The following is a 17,677-nucleotide window of genomic DNA, read 5'->3' as shown; positions in this document are numbered from 1 at the left end:
ATGGATGATGTGCACGCCGCCGAATGTCTTGCCCCGCCTGACCCGTTCGAGACCGGACTCGCTGCGTTTCGCCGGGGCGATGCGGCCGGGGCGATCAGGCATTTCACCGCCGTGCTCGATGACCGGCCCGATTTTGCCCCGGCGCTGACCAATCGCGCCCTGGCGTTCTGGACCGGCGGGTATCTGCACGAGGCCGCGCGCGATGCGGCGGCGGCGGCGGCGGCGAGTCCGGATCTGGCCGAGGTGTGGTTGATTACGGGGGCTATCGCGATCGATCGGGGCGACAGCGCGGGGGCGATCGCAGCCTATCGGCGCGCCGTGGCCCTGCGACCCGATCTGGCGAGCGGACATGCCGGGCTGGCGGCCGCTTATCTGGCGGCGGGGCAGCCCGAGGCGACCCAGCAGGCAGCGGCGCTCGCGTTGTCGCTCGACCCGGCCTGTACTCATGCGCTGTTTACCCTGGGCTCGGCCCGGTCCACGCTGGGCGATCCGGCGGGGGCGATCCGGCTGTTCGATCAGGTGATCGCGGCCGATCCGGCTCATGCCGGGGCCTGGCTCAACCGGGGCAATGCACGGATCAATCGCGACGATATCGCGGGGGGGACGGCCGATCTGGAAACCGCGGTCGCGGTGAACCCGGCGCAGAAGGAAGGCTGGGCGAGCCTCTCGGTCGCGCGGACCATCGAGGGCGATATCGCGGGGGCGATCGCGGCGTGCGACCGGGCGATTGCGCTCGATCCCGATTTTGCCGTGGCGCATTGGAATCGCGGGGTCGCGGCATTGCTGGGGGGCGATTTCGCCACTGGCTTCACCGCCTATGAATGGCGCAAGCTGCACCCGGTCTATGGACCGCATTTCGACCGGCTCGGTGTTCCGGTCTGGCGCGGCGAGTCGCTTGCCGGACGCCATCTGCTGGTTCGTGCCGAGCAGGGACTCGGCGATACCATCATGTTCGCGAGGTTCCTGCCGCACCTCGCGGCGCACGCGGCACGGGTCACGCTGGCCTGCCACCCGACCCTGTTTCCGCTGTTCCGCGATCTTGGCGCCGCGCTGTGCGACATCAACGGCCCGATGCCGCGCGATGCCGATATCGGGATCGACCAGATGAGCCTGCCGCATGTGCTCGCTCTCACCACAGAGACCATCCCCGCCGCCGCCGGGTATATCGCCGTCCCCTCCCCTCGCCCGCCGCCGGACGGGGTGCGGCGGATCGGGCTGGTCTGGGCGGGCAATCCCGGCCACAAGAACGATCAACGACGCTCATTGCCGCCGCACGCCTACGAGCCGCTGCTGCGCGATGAGGAACTGGCGCGGCAGGGGGTGCGGTTCGTTTCGCTCCAGCTCGGCGCGCGTCGTGGTGAGTACGATATCGAGGATCTGGCGTCCGCGATCACCGATTACGGCACCACCGCTTCGATCCTCGCCGGGCTTGAGGCGCTGGTGACGGTCGATACCTCGATTGCGCATCTCGCGGGCGCGATGGGCACGTCCTGTCATGTGCTGATCTCCGCCTCGTGCGACTGGCGCTGGCTGCTCGGGCGCGACACCACGCCGTGGTATGACAGCTTGTCCCTGCACCGGCAGACCCGGCTGGGGGACTGGTCGGCCCCGCTGGCGCAGGTCCGCGCTGTCCTTGCCGGCGCGGATCGGACATGGTGATGCGGGGCCAGTGCGGCACGGCGGCGCGGTTACGCGAGCGCGCTATCGTTGCGCCGCTACGCGAGCACTCTATCGTTGCGCCTCTACGCGAGCGCTTGGGCGCGGACCAGCCGGGCGAAGGCCCCGTCATCGGCGATCAGATCCTCATGGGTGCCGTATTCGATCACCCGGCCATCGGCCATCACCACGATCATGTCGGCGTCGCGGACCGTGGCGAGCCGGTGGGCGACGACGATGGTGGTGCGGCCCCGCCGCAACCGGGCGAGGGCTTGCTGGACCGCCGCTTCGCTTTCGGCATCGAGGGCGCTGGTCGCCTCGTCGAGCAGAAGAATGCGCGGATCGCGCAGCAGGGCGCGGGCGAGCGCCACGCGCTGGCGCTGGCCACCCGAAAGGCGCTGGCCGTTCACGCCCACGCGGGTCGCGAAGCCTTCGGGCAGGGAATGGATGAATTGCGCCGCCGCGGCATCCGCCGCCGCCTCGATTTCGGCAAGGCTGGCCCCTGCCCGTCCCATGCCGATATTCGCCGCCACGGTGTCGTCGAACAGCAGCGAATCCTGACCGACATAAGCGATCGCGCGGCGCAGGCTGGCGAGGGAAACCCTGCCGGCGTCGGCCCCATCGATGAGGATCGAGCCGCGATCCGGATCGTACAGACGGGGGATCAGGGCCAGCGCGGTCGATTTACCGGCACCCGAGGCCCCGACGAGGGCGAGGGTCCGCCCCGGTTCGGCGACGAAGGAAAGATCGCGCAGGCCGGGCCTGCCATCGGGGTAGGCGAACCCGACATTGCGGAACTCGACATGTCCCGGTCCGGGCGGCAGGTCGGTCGCACCGGGGGTCTCGCGGATACCGTCCGGTTCGTCGATCACCTGATAGACCCGTTCGAGCCCGGCGAGACCTTCCTGGACTGCGGCGTTCATGGTGCCGAGGGCGCGCAGCGGGCGCGAGGCGATCAGCAAAGCTGCGACGAAGCCGGTGAAATTGCCGATGCCGGAGGCGCCGGCGGCGTGACGCCATCCGGCGAAGCCGATCACCAGCGCGATCGCGAGCCCGCCGAGCACTTCGAGCATCGGGTCGAGCGCGGCACGGCCCCGGATCATCCGCATCAGGGCGCGATACAAATGATCGAAGGCGCGTTCCGCCCGGCCCCGCTCCTGCGCTTCGAGCCCGTAGGCGCGCACGGTCCGCGCCTGGGCGAAGCTTTCGTTGAGCATCGCCGCCGCCTCGCCCACCCGTTCCTGCATCCCGCCCGAGGCGCGGCGGATGCGCCGGCCGATCCGCTGGATCGGCAGACCGGCCAGCGGGTAGAGCACCGCCGCGATCAGGCTGAGGGTCCAGTCGATCCAGATCATGGTGGCGACCAGCCCGATCAACGTGAACGCATCGGCGACGCCGTTGACCGCGCGGCTCATCGCTTCGCGGATCACCGTCGCATCCGTGGTGAAGCGCGCGGAAAGCGCCGCCGGGGATTCACGTTCGACCCGGGTGAGTTCCGCGTCGGTCAGGTGGGCGAACATGGAATATTGCAGGCGCCGGATCGTGCCGAGCACCACCTGCTGGGTCAGCAGGGTCTGGGCATATTGCGCCAGCGCCTTGATCACGGTGACGGTGAACACGATGATCGGCACCTGATACAGGATGCGCGGATCGCGCTTGGCGAACATCGTGAAGGCGCGGTCGATCAGGGCGGGGTAGAGCGCGGTGGTGCCGGACATCACCAGGGTCGCCACGATGATCAGCGCGACCCGGCCGCGATAATGGCGGATATGGTCGCGCCACAATCGTCGCGCCAGCGCCAGACCTCCGGTGGTTTCACTCATCGTCTGCCCATGCATCCTCATCGTGCGGTGTGATCGTGCGCTTCACTCTGGCGCCTCACTGGCGCGGGGCGGACCGGGCGTCAATCGGGGCGGCGGGTTCGGCGTGATGACCGCTGACATCGTCGCCGGCTTCGGCGGCGAGCCGGGCGCAGATCGGCACCGAGACCAGCCCGATCAGGCTGATGATGATGAAGGCCCAGGAATAATCCGCGATCGTCGGCTCGACATGGCCGGAGATCGCGGTGCTGAGTTCGAGCGAGCCTGCCGCGATCGAAATGCCGAGGGTGATCGTGATCTGCTGGAATGTCGCGTAGAAGCTGGTCGCCGCACTCATCCGCGCGCGCGGCACATCGGCGTAGGCAATGGTGTTGAAGGCGGTGAACTGCAGCGAGCGGAACACCCCGCCGATCAGCAGCACGGCATCCAGCGCCAGCACCGGCCAGGAGGGGCGGAACGCCGCGCAGGCGGCGGTGAAGGCGACCGAGAGCAGACCGAACGCGACCATCGAGATCCGGAACCCGAAGCGGCGCAGGATCGGCTGGGCGAGCGGCTTCATCGCCAGCGCCCCGATCGCGGCGGCGAAGGTGACCGTGCCGGATTTGGCCGCCGAATCGCCGAAGCCGAGTTGCAGCATCAGCGGCAACAGGAACGGCATCGCCCCGGCCAGAACCCGGAAGAAGCTGCCGGCGATGGTGGAATTGGCGAAAGTGTCGATCCGCATCAGCGACAGGTCGAGCACCGGGTGTTCGGTATGGTTGGCGTGGCGCCAGTAGGCGAACCCGGCGCCGAGGCCGATCGTGAAGCAGGCGGCGACCCAGGTCCACGGGATGATGCCGCGCCCGATGGTCTCGATCCCCGCCATCACCAATGCCATTGCGAGACCGCTGAGGATCAGTCCGGTCAGATCGAGCCGCCCGGCGTGCTCGGAATCGCGGACTTCACGGATATAGAGGCTGACCGCCACGATGCCGATCACCCCGATCGGGACATTGATATCGAAAGTCCACCGCCACGAGATATAGGTGACGATGAAGCCGCCGAGCGGTGGGCCGATGATCGGGCCGATCAGGGCTGGCATGGTGAGCCACGAGGTCGCGGCCAGCATGTCGCGCCGGCGGACCGATTTGAGCAGCAGCAACCGCCCGACCGGCACCATCATCGACCCGCCGACCCCCTGGAGGATGCGCGCGCCGATCAACTGGGCCAGCGTGTGCGACAGGCCGCAGAGCACCGAGCCGATGGTGAAGATCAGGATCGCGACGCGGAACACGGTGCGGCTGCCGAACCGGTCGGCGAACCAGCCGGAAGCGGGGATGAACACGGCGAGCGACAGCAGGTAGGAGGTCAGCGCCAGACTCATGTGGATCGGGTCGGCATGGAAGGATTTCGCCATCGCCGGCAGCGCGGTCGCGACGATCGTGCTGTCGAGATTCTGCATGAACAGGGCGCTGGCCACGATCATCGCGGTGATCCGCATCTGCCGCGTGGTCAGGGCGGCGCGATCGTCGGGGTCGTCGTCGATCATGGTATCCCATCGTTGATGGCGCCCGGATTACCCCGCCGGCGGCCAGACCACCGGGGGCACATGGGCGACTTTTTTGCCGTTGGCGGTGAGAATGCCGTTGGCGAGCGCGAAATCAACCGTCAGACGCTGATGGCCGGTCGGCGTCTTGGACATGTAGGGCGCGCTCTGGGCGGTCAGCAGGCTGACGACACCCACGGTCTGCGGGTAGGCGCTCGCGATATCGCCGAGGAATTCCCCGACCCCGTCGCCGGTCAGGGTCATTTTTCCCTGCGGCTGCGGGGTGGCATCGAAGCGGAAATTGCCGTGGTCATGGGCCTTGAGCGGGCCGAGATCGAGCGCGATGGCGAAGCTGCCATGGCCGCCGGCCTTCGCCCAGTCATGGATCATCGGGCCCAGCTTCTGCCATGCCTGTTGCGGCGAGGTCGGGGCGGGCGTGGTTGCGGGGGTTATTGCGGTTGGGGCGGCGGCGGGAAGTTTCGGGCCCGAGAGGTCGATGTCGAAACGCAGGGCCGCGAGTTTGCCATCGAACGGCACATGGCCGAGCGTGACGAAAATTGGCGACAGAGCGAGGCCCTTGAGGGATTGGTGCAGCATCAGTGCCGTGGCGTGCGTCCCGGCATCGGGGTCGTCATGTCCGGTCGCAACGTAGGACGCGATGCTGATCAGGGTGAAATTGGTCTCGGCGCTGTCGAGCCGCATGCCGGTGAACCGGATTGTGCCGGAGCGCAGGGGATTGGCCTTGTGGCCGAGCAAGGCGTTCGGGTCGATCTGGTAGTCGTCATGGAGGGTGGCGAAACGCAAGGTGAAGGCCGGCCCTTGCGACATCGCGATATGCCAGGCGAGCGGCAGGCCGATATCGAGGGTGAACGGCGCGGCCAGAGCGACCTTCACCGAGAGCTGCGGCAGGGTAATCGTCGGGCGCGGCACACCCTGGTCCGGCGGGGTGAACGCGATGTCCTGCACGGTGTAGGTTGCCGCGAGCGGCGAGGTGCCACGGGCGGTGGCCCCGTGGGTGACGGTCCAACCGGCGGCGCGCAAGGCCTGTTCCTGCTGACGGAACGCGACCGCCATCCGTCCCTGCACGTACCACCAGGCGCCGAGATAGGCGATTGCCAGGATCACGATCAAGGCAATCAGAAACCGCACGACACCGCGCATGAAACATCCTTTCGGGACAGACTGGACAAGTATCATAGGGAGGCGCGGGCGGATTGGCCACCGACCCTGTCCGGGACGAGATGGTGATGAGATCAGACCACCCAGTAGCCGCCAGCTGCAAAGGCAACTTCGGCGATGCTGACGATGCTTAGACCGAGACCGAGTGCGTAAGATAAAGGATGAGGCAATTTTGTCGACAACCAGCCAAGCCCCATGAACAGGGCGACCGCTGGCATCAATAGCCGCGGTGCCGCGAGCATGTTCTGATCGGTGCTGACGATGAACCACAGATAGCCCGCGAACACCGTCCATCCGGCCAGGACAAAGATCGGCGCACGACGGGAGAGAGACACGGTGGCGGCAATCAATCCGATCAGCACAACCAGCATCGTGGCCGTGTTGATCCATCTCTGAACGCCGAACTGAATACTGTTTGCGGCCTTTCGGAGATCCAAATGAAATATCCCCAGTCCGTGGTCGATCTCTCGTAGGCCGGCGGCGGCCTGCTGAGTATACCAATCCGGCTCAAACAGCCGTGACAAACGTGGACCGAACGGTGGCGCCCCCCCCCAGGCGGCGGCTGCCTTGCTGAACGCGAACGGATCGTGAAAACGAAACGCCTGGTAGATCATGAATCCCAAGATCCCCCAGATACAGACAATGCCCCACCCGACCAGGCCCGGGATCGCCGCTGCCTTACGCGGCTCTGCCAGCCATCGAACAAGACGATGAAGTCCCAAGGCGAACGCAACGAAAACCATGGTGGGTGCCGTAGCGGTGCCCAGACCACACCACGCGGCAGAGCGCCAATATCGGCCAGCGTTATGGTCGCCAAGGCAAAAGATGATGCATATCGTGATTAAGCCGGTCGGATATCCCATAACGTAGAAACTGGATACCGGCCATAACGCAAAAAAAATCGTGGTCCATCGAGCTTCGGACAACGTCATGACACTTCGGGAGACGTGGTCCATTGCATAAATCGAAGCGATCCCCAAGCCCAGTGAAAGAAGCACCATCAGAATCGGAGCTCGGCTCCCTGTAATCCAGCGAATCATCTCATCCAGTATCGGTTGTACCGGAAAAAATTCGATTTGCTGATAATGCCCCGGAAGCTCACCGACGTTTGGATTCCAGCTATAGCCAAACCGCATGATATAATAATAATGCCGCCCATCCCAGGAAAGCAGTTGATGCGCGATCGTTCCCGGAAGTGCCGCGCTGCCCGGTGGCAGCACGAAACGACCGATCAGGATGCCAATGAAAATCAGCAGCATCACAAGCGCGGTCAATGCAGTCGGCAATGGCCGAAGCCACTCCGAGACGGAGCTTTTCATTATGGCGAATCCCGCATTCCGTCCCGACACCTCGTCACCCTGCAACGCCCCCAACCTTGACCCGACGCCCCAAACCGGCGTTTGTGCGCGGCAACGTTCACGTCGGCCACCGGGACACGCTATGCCACATTGTGTTACATTCGACCAGTTGGAAATCGGCCAGACCGCTTCGCTCGGCAAGACCATCACGGAGGCCGATATTCTGCTGTTCTCGGCTGTTTCGATGGACACCAACCCGGTCCATCTCAACGAGGAACTCGCCGAACAGACCCTGTTCAAAGGCCGCGTGGCGCACGGAATGCTGTGCGGCAGCCTGATTTCGGCGGTGCTTGGCACGGTGCTGCCCGGTCTCGGGACGATCTATCTCACCCAGTCGATGCGGTTTCGTGCCCCGGTGCGGATCGGCGAGACCGTGACCGCGGTGGTCGAGGTCGCCGCTCTCGACCATGAGCGCAAGCGCGCGACGATGCGGACCCGCTGCCTCGTGCGCGGCAAGGTGGTGATCGAGGGCGAGGCCGTGGTAATCCCGCCGAGCGAGGCGGTGGTCGCGGTCGCCGAAACGCCGCGCGCCGCCGAATGATCACGATCGTTCGCGACTGGCGCGAGGTTCCGGCCCCGCTGCGCGGCGCTTCGGTCGCGCTCGGCAATTTCGACGGGGTGCATCGCGGCCATGTCGAGGTGCTGGCGGCGGCGCATCAGGCGCGACCCGATGCGCCGCGCGCGGTGCTGAGTTTCGCGCCGCATCCCCGCGAATTCTTCCGCCCTGACGATCCGCCGTTCCGCCTGACGCTGGAGGCCGAACGCGCGGCGGCGCTGGCCGAGCAGGGTGTCTCGATCCTGTACGAACTGCCATTCGACCGGCATTTTTCGACGCTCACGGCGGAGGCGTTCATCGGCGACGTGCTGCATCGCGGGATCGGGGCGGTGCATCTGGCGTGCGGCGCGGATTTCGCCTTCGGCCACCGACGCGGCGGCAACGTGACCCTGCTGCGCGAGCAGGCCGAAGCGCTCGGAATCGGCCTCAGCGTGGTGCCGCATCTCGACGATGCCGAGGGGCCGATCTCCTCCACGCGCATCCGCCGGCTGCTTCAGGATGGCTATCCCGAACGCGCGGCCTCGCTGCTGGGTCGGCCCCATGTGATCCGTGGCGTGGTGGCGCATGGCGATGCGCGGGGCCGCACGATCGGGTTTCCGACCGCGAATATCGCGCTGGGCCGCCACGTCGAGCCGGCGCGCGGGGTCTATGCCGTCACGGCGGCGCTCGAAGACGGCCGAATTGTCAAAGGAGTGGCCAATATCGGGCGCCGCCCGACCGTGGCGGATGGCGCGATCGCGCGGGTCGAGGCGCATCTGTTCGATTTCGCGGGCGATCTGTACGGGCAGGAGATTGCGGTGTCGCTGCACCATTTTCTGCGCGACGAACGCAAATTCGAGAGTTTCGATGCGCTGCGCCGCCAGATCGGCCTCGATGCCGATGAAGCGCGGCAGGTTCTGGCCGGGATCGCGCCGGATCAGCCCTGACCGACCGGTTCCGGCTGGGTCAGAGCGGCAGGGAGCGGCCCGCGCGGCGGCGGCGGATCAGGAGCAGTCCGGTCACGCCGATCGCCAGCAGCCCGATACTGCCCGGTTCGGGCACCTGTTCGAGCACCACATCGGCGACCAGCTGGTGGCCGGCGGCGGTCGGGTGCAGCCCGTCCCAGAACAGATACTGGTTCGGATCGCTGCAGACCGTTTCTGGACTCTTGCTGGAGGCGACGGTCAAGCAGGGCGAGGTCACATTGCTCAGCCCATAGGCGGTGGGATCGGCAACGATGCTGTCGATCGGGGCGAAGGTATCGACATAGGTAAGGCTGAACTGATCGGCCTGCGCCAGCGTGGCGAGTTCGGTGGACAAACCGGTGTCGAACGTGGCGACGACAGACTGGATACCTGCCAGCGTCGCGGCGGGGTCGGGGGTTTTGGCCGCGGCCGCGATGGACTCCGGCGTTTTCGAGAGGTCGGTGACATCGAGGGCGAGCAGGTTCTTCATGCCGTCATTGGCGAGCCCGGTCACGAAGGTTGCGATGTTACCAATTATTTGGTCGATATCGGTTGGAATATCCGAAGCCGGAAGAGTATTGGCAGCGACCTCAGCCAACAGCGCATCGAGGTCGTTCGAGCCGATCCACAGCGTGTAGAGCGCGTTGGCCTGCGGCGTTGTCACCGCGGCATTGAACTGCTTGAGCTGCGAGGGCAGGTCGAGCCCCTGCTGGAACATGGATGCTGGGGTATTATTATATTGGTTTGCGTCGGTGGCGCCGGTCTGCGCCCCGCCATAGGCGAAATCGTTGCCGCCCAGGTAGCTCGGCGTCACCGGTCCCAGCCCGAGCGAGGCGGCGACGTCCTGAATCCAGAGATTGCCGTTGGAGAACCGCCCCTCGGAATAGGGCGGCGACACCGGTTGACCGTATTGCGCGTAAAGGTTGCCGACATCCGAAAGACTGTCGCCGAACACGTACAGCCCGTCATAGGCAGAGGCGGCGGCCGGGCCGATGAAGCATCCGGCGAGAACAAGCGCGGCAAGCCCGCGCATCACGATCGACTTGGTTTTCATCACCACCCCCATAATCGCCCGTTCAATCGGGCCGCCGGTTTCCATTGTCTCAAAATTCGTAAAGTTTTGTTAACGAAATCTACACCCAATGCCGGGCGCAGCGCAACGGATTTCAGCCGACCGCGCGCAACCGGGCCCGGCGTTTCGCCGTCGCGCGGGGTTTCTGTTCCAGAATCATCCGCACCGTGGCGTCGAATGTGGCGCGGCTGTTTTCGGCTTCCAGCCGCGCCAGCGCCGCGCTGCGCATCGCCTGCCAGGCCGCCTCGTCGTGGTAGAGCCGGGCGATCGCGGCGGCGAACCCCTTCGCGTCGCCGACCGGCACCGAAGCGATCTCGACACCCGGGGCCCAGCCGAGTTGGTCGGCGAGCAGGGCGGTCGCGACACAGGGCAGGCCGTGGGAGGCGGTTTCGTAAACCTTATACGGCGTTCCGGCGGCATAGCGGGTGGGCGCAATGAACAGCCGGTGGCGATCATAGGCGGGCCGGATGTCATCCACGCTGCCCCGGACCATGATGAAGGGGTTGTCCGCGAGTTCCGCGAGATCGATATCCGGCGCGGTGTAGCCGATGAACGTCAGCACCGGCGGCGTGCCCATCAGCGCGATCAGCTCCGGCAGAATCTCGTCGCGATACCAGCGCAGACTGTCGAAATTCGGGCTGTCGGTCTGATGGATGCTGGCGATGAACAGAAGCCCCTCGCGGTCCGCGAAGTCGCGCGGCGTCGGGTCGGGGTCGCGGATGGTGCCGAGCACCGAAACCGGCGAAATGCCGATGCCGCGCAGCAGATCGACCTCGGCCTGATTGACGGCGGTGACGTGGCGGCAGTCCCCGGCGTTGCGAAACTCCTGCGCCAGCGCCGCCGGAAGGTCGAAGCCCGCTTTCGCGGGGTCGAGCGCGGCGGCGGCGGCATCCCGTGCCGCCTCGATCGCCTCGGTATCGAGCACGAAGGGGGTGCGCGCCGGATCGATCCCGGCTTCCTCGAAAATCGCGCGGGTCCGGTCGAGATTATGGGTGCGCGAGACCCAGATCAGGTCGAAAAACCCCTCGCGCTCGCGCAGCAGGTTGGGCAGGGTCAGGATGGTCTGGTCGTGCAGCACCTCGACCGTATCCGGCAGATCGCCGAACAGGCTCATGATGTCGTGGCGCGCGCCGTTGATCGGCAGCACCGAAACCCGCCATCCGGCGGCGGCGATGGCGCGCACCGCATCGTTCGCGCGGACGAAGCCCGAGCCGAGCCGGCGCACCGGCACGGTATCCTCCAGAAACAGCACCCGCCGCCCGGCACCGTCGCGCGCACGGGCCTTGATGATGTTTTCGGCGGCGCAATCGAGCCGGGTGCGCAGGAATGCCGCGTGCTTGCGCTTGAAAATCCGCCGCCCCCGCCGCATCAGCGCCATCGACGCCTCGGTGTTCGAGGCGCTGCCGAATTCCAGATGATGCACCACCACATCGGGGTCGTAGACGATGCGGAATCCGGCCTCGATCATCCGCACGCAGAGATCGACCTCCTCGTAATAGGCGGGCTTGAACCCCTCGTCGAACCCGCCGAGGCGTTTGACCAGATCGGCGCGGCAAAGCAGGAACACGCCGGAACAGTAATCGACATCGCGGACGAAATTCGCCTCCGGCGCGAGGGCCGAGGCGTCGCGCAGATAGCCGATCGTGCTGCCGTCCGACCAGATGATCGACCCGGCCTCCTGCAACCGGCCATGGGTGCGGATGATCTTGCCGCCGACCGCGCCGATCGTGGGCGCCGAGGCGAGGCGCGCGAGCGCGGCGGCGATCGCGCCGTAGCCGAGTTCGATGTCGTTGTTCAGATAGAGCAGGGACGGGGACGAAACCGCATCGAGCGCGAGGTTGCAGGCGCGCAGAAAGCCGAGGTTTTCCTTGCTGTGGATCAGCACGGCGCCGCGCACGTAGGTTTCCAGGCGGCGGGTGTCGTCGGTCGAGGCGTTATCGACGATGATGAGTTCGATCGCGCCTGCGTAATTGTTCCGCAGCGAGGCGAGGGCGAGCAGGGTCAGCTCGAATTTGTTGAACAGCACCATCACCACGCTCAGCGCGGGCGGGCCGGACAGGGTGAAATCGAGCCGCTGGCGGGCGAACAGCGCGATCTGGTTGCGCGCCTTGAGTTCGAACAACTGCTTGGCGGCGGCCTCGGAGATTTCGGGCACCCGCTCCGGCGGGCAATAGGGCAGTTTTTCCTTCAGCCCGATGGTCCGCAAATGAGCGAAGGCGTCGCGCACCCGGCCCGCGTTGAGGTCGTCGCGGACGCGGGGGTTCATGTCGCGATAATAGAGCAGGTCGATATCGGCGCGCGGGCGGCGCAGTTCGAACGCGCCATATTGCACGAAATGGCGATAGCCGCTGGTGAAATGCCCGGCATCGATCGCGGCGGCGATATCGGGGTAGGCATCGCGGTAATAGGCTTCGGAATATTCCGGAACCGGGTCGAAACCCTCGGCCTCACCGATCAACTGGTAGTGGTGCAGCGCGTTGCGGACCCGCCCGCAGGCCATCACCGGCTTCACGCTTTCATGGGTCGCGATATAGTAATCGGGCGCGAAATAGGGCGCGAAATAGGGCGAGCAGGGCAATTCCGGGCCGGGGCGGTAAAGGGAATAGAGGTAATCGACGAACGGCCCCCGCTGCTCGAACTGCGCATCCGGCGCGCCGGATTCCAGCACGCGGGCCCGGTAATACTGCGGATCGAACATGAAATGGCCGATCCGCGCCTCGCGCTGGCCCGATTTCAGCCAATGATCGTAGCGCCCGGCGCAGTGATGGGCGTCGAGGTTTTCGAGGGTCATGTCCTCGTAGAGCCTCGCGTAGAGCCCGTCATCGAACAGCCAGTGGGGCGAGGCACCGCGATGACCGAACTGGCAGTAATGATCGAAGCCGGAGCGGTACTGCCCGGCACGGACCAGGGCCGCGATATCGAGGTGCTGGTCGAGGTAGTAGCGCTCGTCGAACAGGGGGCTGGGGCTGTGCCCGAGCCGGCAGCCGGCGCGGAGGTAATATTCGAGCGCCAGCGACGGATCGCCGCCGCAGGACAGGTTGGCCTCAGGGTAGGTCGCGATATACCAGACCGGATCGAACGCCGCCCAGGCCGGGTGGTTTTCGCCCTGGCTTCGCAGAAGCTCCGCCGCGGGTAGCGCCAATCAAATGCTCCATCGCTGAAATCGTCTCAAATTAAATTAACTGTAATATCGCATGGAATGCAAGCATTGCGTTGCACAAAGTTTCGGGGCCGACAAGCCCGCCTCGCGGGTACGGCCCGAACGCACCGAAACCCGCGTGCTAGCCTTTTCCGACCGGATCGCGCGCCGCGCTGGCGCACGCGCTCGGCGGCACCATCAGGCTGGTCAGCTTGCCGTGCAGCACGAACGTGCCGAAATCGAGCCGCACGTCGCGCGAGACGCCATCGGGATAGTAGCGCATCTGGGTGCGGAAATCGGGTTCGGTGTCGTGGTTGGTGCGGCGGAAGAAGCCGATATCGACGAGGGTGGATGGTTGCATGTTCAGCGCCGGAAATTTGCTGTGGCTGCCGTCCTTGTGGCCGAGGATCGCAACGAACGTATGTTCCGCGCCGTGGACCGAGGTGCCATCGAACAGCGGCGGGTCGATATAGGATTTGCCCGCCGCCGCCGCGTGCAGGATCATGCGGGTATGGGCCATGGGAAACAATGTGCCGGGCGGCAGTTTGACGATCTTGCCCTTGGGCACAAGATATTTCACCTCGCCGCCCTTGGGCCCGGTGGTCGCGGTGCCCTGGTCCTCGATGACGGTTTTGCCGCCCTCGGTCTGGCGCAGGACGAAGCTCATCCGGTGGCCGCCCTTGCTTTCCCAGGTGTCGTAATTGCTGACCGTGCGGCTCAGGCTGCCATCCTGATTGCGGATCAGCAGGGTCATGCGCTGGCTGACCGTGTAGGCGCGGCAGGTTTCCAGCACGTTGAAATTGAGCCGCCCGGTTGCCCCGGTCACCGAATGGCCGCGCACCTTGGTCAGGCTGAGCGCGTAGGTGGCATCCTGCCCGGTCAGGTGCACCGGGCTGGCGGCATGGGCGAGCGGCGTGGCGGCGAACGGCGTGGCGGCAAGTCCGGCGAGCAGAATCGCTGCGGTGGAGGCGTTGATCCTCATCGGCCACGCCCCCGCCGGTTGCCCCGGCGTTTTTCGGGGTCGTAGCCGCCGCCGCCCGGTCCGAGCGGTTCGGGGGTGCGGTCGCGCGGGCGGCGGGCGGCGCTCGGCGTCGGCGGCGGGGTGAGGCCGAGTTCCAGCGCCTCGATCCGCTTGATCTCGTCGCGCAGCCGCGCCGCCTCCTCGAATTCCAGGTTCGCCGCCGCATTGCGCATCCGCTTCTCCAGTTCCGCCATGGTCGATTTGAGGTCTTTGCCGACGAATTCGGTGGTCAGGCTGTCCTTGATCGGCGCGACCGTCACATAATCCTGCTCATAGACCGAATGCAGGATCTCGCCGATCTGCTTTTTCACGCTCTGCGGCGTGATCCCGTGCGCCTCGTTCCACGCGGTCTGCTTGATCCGCCGCCGTTCGGTCTCGCCGATCGCATAGGTCAGGCTGCGGGTCATGGTATCGGCATACAGGATCACCCGCCCGTCGATATTGCGCGCCGCCCGCCCGATCGTCTGGACCAGCGAGGTCGCCGAGCGCAGGAAGCCCTCCTTGTCGGCATCGAGGATCGCGACGAGCATGCACTCGGGAATATCCAACCCCTCGCGCAGCAGGTTGATCCCCACCAGCACATCGTAAACCCCGAGCCGCAGGTCGCGGATGATCTCGATGCGTTCCAGCGTGTCGATATCCGAATGCAGATAGCGCACCTTGACGCCCTGCTCGGTGAGATATTCGGTGAGATCCTCGGCCATGCGCTTGGTCAGCGTGGTCACCAGCACGCGCCCGCCGGCCTGCGCGGTCGCGCGGCATTCCGCCAGCAGATCATCGACCTGGCGCTCGACCGGGCGAATTTCGACCATGGGATCGACCAGCCCGGTCGGGCGGATCACCTGTTCGGCGAACACCCCGCCGGTCCGCCCCATCTCCCACGGGCCGGGGGTGGCCGAAACGAAGGTGGTCTGGGGCCGGAACCGCTCCCATTCCTCGAATTTCAACGGGCGGTTATCGATGCAGGAAGGCAGGCGGAAGCCGAATTCGGACAGCACCGATTTGCGGGCGAAATCGCCTTTGTACATGCCGCCGATCTGCGGCACCGTGACATGGCTTTCATCGACGATGAGCAGCGCGTTCTCGGGCAGATACTCGAACAGGGTCGGCGGCGGATCGCCGGGTTCGCGGCCCGAGAGGTAGCGCGAGTAGTTCTCGATTCCCTTGCACGCGCCGGTGGTTTCCATCATTTCGATGTCGAAGGTGGTGCGCTGCTGCAACCGCTCGACCTCAAGCAGCTTGCCTTCCGCGCTCAACTGCGCCAGCCGCTCCTTCAATTCCACCTTGATTTTGGCGATCGCCTGCCCCAGCGTCGGGCGCGGGGTGACGTAATGGCTGTTGGCATAGATCGCGATCGACCCCAGATCGGCCATGCGCTCGCCGGTCAGCGGGTCGAATTCCGCGATGCTCTCGATCTCGTCGCCGAACAGGCTCACCCGCCACGCGCGGTCCTCGTACTGGCTCGGAAAGATATCGACGGTCTCGCCCCGCAGCCGGAACGTGCCGCGCTGGAATGAAGCGTCGTTGCGGCGGTACTGCAATTCCACCAGCGCCTTGGCCAGCCGGTCCCGGTCGATCCGCCCGCCGACCTCAAGGCGCACCACCATCTGGCTGTAGGTCTCGACCGAGCCGATACCATAGATGCACGAGACCGAGGCGACGATGATGACATCGCCGCGCTCCAGCAGCGCCTGGGTCGCGGCGTGGCGCATCCGGTCGATCGCCTCGTTGATCTGCGCGTCCTTCTCGATATAGGTATCGGTGCGCGGCACGTAGGCTTCGGGCTGATAGTAATCGTAATACGAGACGAAGTATTCGACCGCGTTATCCGGAAAGAACGACTTCATCTCGGCATAAAGCTGTGCTGCCAGCGTCTTGTTCGGCGCGAGCACCAGCGCCGGGCGCTGCACCGCCTCGATCACCTTGGCCATGGTGAAGGTCTTGCCCGAACCGGTGACCCCGAGCAGCACCTGATCGCGCTCGCCCCGCTCGATCCCGCGCACCAACTCGGCGATCGCGGCGGGCTGGTCGCCCGCCGGCTGGTAATCGGAGGCAATGGTCAATGGTTTGAGCATCGGCCGCGCGCTCTGCCGCGCGGGAATGAACTGAAGCCGGGCCGGCGCGATGGTTTCGGACATCAGAGCAATCGGAACATCGGGTCAGGCGCCGCCGATCAGGATTTATGGTCGATGATGGTCTTCATTTCATCCATCGCCTGCGAGAACCGGCGGTTGAGCTTTTCGACCGCCTCCTGATTCGAGCGCTGGATCAGGTCGCCGAGGTCGCGCATGTTGGCGACCGCGGTTTCATAGGCGTGCTTGAGCAGTTCGGCCTGATGCGCGGCGCGGGCCTGCGGCGTCTCGTGGCGGTCCACCGTGCGCAACTGCTCGGTCATGTCCGCCATGGTTCGCTGCATGATTTCCATATGCCGCCGCGCCACCGCCTGCGCCCCTTCGAGTGCCACCCGGTTGGCCTCGGACAAGGCTTCGAGATTGCGGCGATAGGCGGTCACCACCGTCTCCATCCCCGCCATGTCCGGCAGCTTCATCGCCCCGAACATCTTCTGAAAGTCGAACCCTTTCTGAAAATCGAAATCGGGCATGAACGGATAGGCACCGGATGCGGATGTCGGCTTCGATTTCGGTTGCTCGGCCATCGTTCAAGCTCCTCTCAGGGTCGATCGATCGTGCAGATCACGCCGGCCGGTCGGTATTGTCATCCTCGGCGGCGAACGGAACATCCGGCGCGGCGGTCGCCACCGGTGCGCTGTCGGTCTCCTCGCGCATCGCCCCGCCGAACTGCCGCGCGGCCTGATCGGCACGAACCAACGCCATATCGAGCGCCGCCATCGTCGCCGACAGGTCTTCGGAATCATCCTTCATCCACGCCCGCAGGGTCCAGGCCCAGACCGCGAGCAACCCCCGCTTGCGCACCGCCCCGCGCAGCCCGCGCGCCGAAACGCCCGCCCCTTCGAGCATCCAGCCCATCGAGGCGAGGTTGGCGCGGGTCAGCCACATCGCGAGCAGCGGGTCGGCGGGGGCATAGCGCATCAGCGCGATCACCCCATCCCGGTGCTTCTGCAGAAAATCGATCCGGCGCATCACGATATCGAACAGCCGGTCGCGGACCAGCCCTTCCGAGAGCGCGCCATGCAGCGCGTGCATGTCCGCGAGCCGGCCGAACCGGGTGAGGATCATGCCGGTGCAAACGAACTGCTCGCGCGCCTTGTCGAGATCGAGCCCGCCATGGCGTGCGGCGGCAGCCACCGAGACCCGCCGCCAGCCCTGCTGGCCACCGAGTTCGAACGCTGCCGTCACTAAATGATTGGCGAAAGAGTCTTTTCCCATGACCTACCAGTTAGGACGAAATGCGCAATTTGCCAATAAATTCCGCGCGCCGCCGCCCGT

Annotated in this window: 13 protein-coding genes; 3 read left to right on the top strand and 10 right to left on the bottom strand. The window is 65.7% G+C overall.

All coding sequences use genetic code 11. The features are described from left to right. Window positions 1-1,659 carry a tetratricopeptide repeat protein gene (locus tag SIL87_RS05985; RefSeq protein WP_319613287.1) on the top strand — a complete coding sequence of 553 codons (1,659 nt, stop codon included), beginning with the start codon at window positions 1-3 and terminating at the stop codon, window positions 1,657-1,659. 83 nt (window positions 1,660-1,742) lie between these two features. Here SIL87_RS05985 and SIL87_RS05980 read toward each other — a convergent pair whose 3' ends face one another. From SIL87_RS05980 to SIL87_RS05965, 4 genes are all read right to left on the bottom strand, one after another. Further along, window positions 1,743-3,479 carry an ABC transporter ATP-binding protein gene (locus SIL87_RS05980; protein ID WP_319613286.1) on the bottom strand — a complete coding sequence of 579 codons (1,737 nt, stop codon included), beginning with the start codon at window positions 3,477-3,479 and terminating at the stop codon, window positions 1,743-1,745. A 55-nt stretch (window positions 3,480-3,534) separates the two neighbouring features. Continuing rightward, window positions 3,535-5,004, bottom strand: a complete 1,470-nt coding sequence (locus SIL87_RS05975; RefSeq protein ID WP_405055215.1) for an MFS transporter — start codon at window positions 5,002-5,004, stop codon at window positions 3,535-3,537. A gap of 27 nt (window positions 5,005-5,031) precedes the next feature. Continuing rightward, complete coding sequence (locus tag SIL87_RS05970; protein ID WP_319613285.1) at window positions 5,032-6,162, bottom strand: DUF2125 domain-containing protein; 1,131 nt, start codon at window positions 6,160-6,162, stop codon at window positions 5,032-5,034. Between the two features lie 92 nt (window positions 6,163-6,254). Beyond that, window positions 6,255-7,499 carry a mannosyltransferase family protein gene (locus SIL87_RS05965; protein WP_319613284.1) on the bottom strand — a complete coding sequence of 415 codons (1,245 nt, stop codon included), beginning with the start codon at window positions 7,497-7,499 and terminating at the stop codon, window positions 6,255-6,257. A gap of 121 nt (window positions 7,500-7,620) precedes the next feature. Between SIL87_RS05965 and SIL87_RS05960 the strand changes: the two genes are divergently transcribed. Continuing rightward, the gene (locus SIL87_RS05960; RefSeq protein ID WP_319613283.1) at window positions 7,621-8,079 is read left to right on the top strand and encodes a MaoC family dehydratase; all 459 of its coding nucleotides are present in this window, start codon (window positions 7,621-7,623) and stop codon (window positions 8,077-8,079) included. Further along, on the top strand, window positions 8,076-9,020 hold the full coding sequence (locus tag SIL87_RS05955) for a bifunctional riboflavin kinase/FAD synthetase (protein WP_319613282.1): 945 nt from the start codon (window positions 8,076-8,078) through the stop codon (window positions 9,018-9,020). Before SIL87_RS05960 ends, SIL87_RS05955 begins: the two co-directional genes overlap by 4 nt. Window positions 9,021-9,039: 19 nt before the next feature. Here SIL87_RS05955 and SIL87_RS05950 read toward each other — a convergent pair whose 3' ends face one another. From SIL87_RS05950 to SIL87_RS05925, 6 genes are all read right to left on the bottom strand, one after another. Next, a complete protein-coding gene (locus SIL87_RS05950) occupies window positions 9,040-10,092 on the bottom strand; it encodes an SGNH/GDSL hydrolase family protein (protein WP_319613281.1) in 1,053 nt (350 codons plus the stop codon). 112 nt (window positions 10,093-10,204) lie between these two features. After that, a complete protein-coding gene (locus SIL87_RS05945) occupies window positions 10,205-13,252 on the bottom strand; it encodes a glycosyltransferase (protein WP_319613280.1) in 3,048 nt (1,015 codons plus the stop codon). Between the two features lie 139 nt (window positions 13,253-13,391). Continuing rightward, window positions 13,392-14,231: an EipB family protein gene (locus SIL87_RS05940; RefSeq protein WP_319613279.1), complete on the bottom strand. Its 840-nt coding sequence runs from the start codon at window positions 14,229-14,231 to the stop codon at window positions 13,392-13,394. Then, window positions 14,228-16,408 (bottom strand): excinuclease ABC subunit UvrB, encoded by a 2,181-nt coding sequence (gene uvrB, locus SIL87_RS05935; RefSeq protein ID WP_319613278.1) that lies wholly within the window; start codon window positions 16,406-16,408, stop codon window positions 14,228-14,230. Before uvrB ends, SIL87_RS05940 begins: the two co-directional genes overlap by 4 nt. Before the next feature lie 35 nt (window positions 16,409-16,443). Beyond that, on the bottom strand, window positions 16,444-16,926 hold the full coding sequence (locus SIL87_RS05930; protein WP_319613277.1) for a phasin family protein: 483 nt from the start codon (window positions 16,924-16,926) through the stop codon (window positions 16,444-16,446). 37 nt (window positions 16,927-16,963) lie between these two features. After that, window positions 16,964-17,617: a TetR family transcriptional regulator gene (locus SIL87_RS05925; protein ID WP_319613276.1), complete on the bottom strand. Its 654-nt coding sequence runs from the start codon at window positions 17,615-17,617 to the stop codon at window positions 16,964-16,966. Window positions 17,618-17,677: the final 60 nt, after the last annotated feature.

The organism is Acidiphilium acidophilum (genome assembly GCF_033842475.1).
Classification (GTDB): Bacteria; Pseudomonadota; Alphaproteobacteria; order Acetobacterales; family Acetobacteraceae; genus Acidiphilium; species Acidiphilium acidophilum.
The sequence above is the reverse complement of the archived record's forward strand: the minus strand, read 5'-3'. Positions and strand labels throughout refer to the sequence as shown.

Excerpts from the sequence above, each read along its gene's own strand:
- SIL87_RS05985 (WP_319613287.1), top strand. The coding sequence starts at position 1 with ATGGATGATGTGCACGCCGCCGAATGTCTTGCCCCGCCTGACCCGTTC.
- SIL87_RS05980 (WP_319613286.1), bottom strand. The coding sequence starts at position 3,479 with ATGAGTGAAACCACCGGAGGTCTGGCGCTGGCGCGACGATTGTGGCGC.
- SIL87_RS05975 (WP_405055215.1), bottom strand. The coding sequence starts at position 5,004 with ATGATCGACGACGACCCCGACGATCGCGCCGCCCTGACCACGCGGCAG.
- SIL87_RS05970 (WP_319613285.1), bottom strand. The coding sequence starts at position 6,162 with ATGCGCGGTGTCGTGCGGTTTCTGATTGCCTTGATCGTGATCCTGGCA.
- SIL87_RS05965 (WP_319613284.1), bottom strand. The coding sequence starts at position 7,499 with ATGAAAAGCTCCGTCTCGGAGTGGCTTCGGCCATTGCCGACTGCATTG.
- SIL87_RS05960 (WP_319613283.1), top strand. The coding sequence starts at position 7,621 with ATGCCACATTGTGTTACATTCGACCAGTTGGAAATCGGCCAGACCGCT.
- SIL87_RS05955 (WP_319613282.1), top strand. The coding sequence starts at position 8,076 with ATGATCACGATCGTTCGCGACTGGCGCGAGGTTCCGGCCCCGCTGCGC.
- SIL87_RS05950 (WP_319613281.1), bottom strand. The coding sequence starts at position 10,092 with ATGAAAACCAAGTCGATCGTGATGCGCGGGCTTGCCGCGCTTGTTCTC.
- SIL87_RS05940 (WP_319613279.1), bottom strand. The coding sequence starts at position 14,231 with ATGAGGATCAACGCCTCCACCGCAGCGATTCTGCTCGCCGGACTTGCC.
- uvrB (WP_319613278.1), bottom strand. The coding sequence starts at position 16,408 with ATGTCCGAAACCATCGCGCCGGCCCGGCTTCAGTTCATTCCCGCGCGG.
- SIL87_RS05930 (WP_319613277.1), bottom strand. The coding sequence starts at position 16,926 with ATGGCCGAGCAACCGAAATCGAAGCCGACATCCGCATCCGGTGCCTAT.
- SIL87_RS05925 (WP_319613276.1), bottom strand. The coding sequence starts at position 17,617 with ATGGGAAAAGACTCTTTCGCCAATCATTTAGTGACGGCAGCGTTCGAA.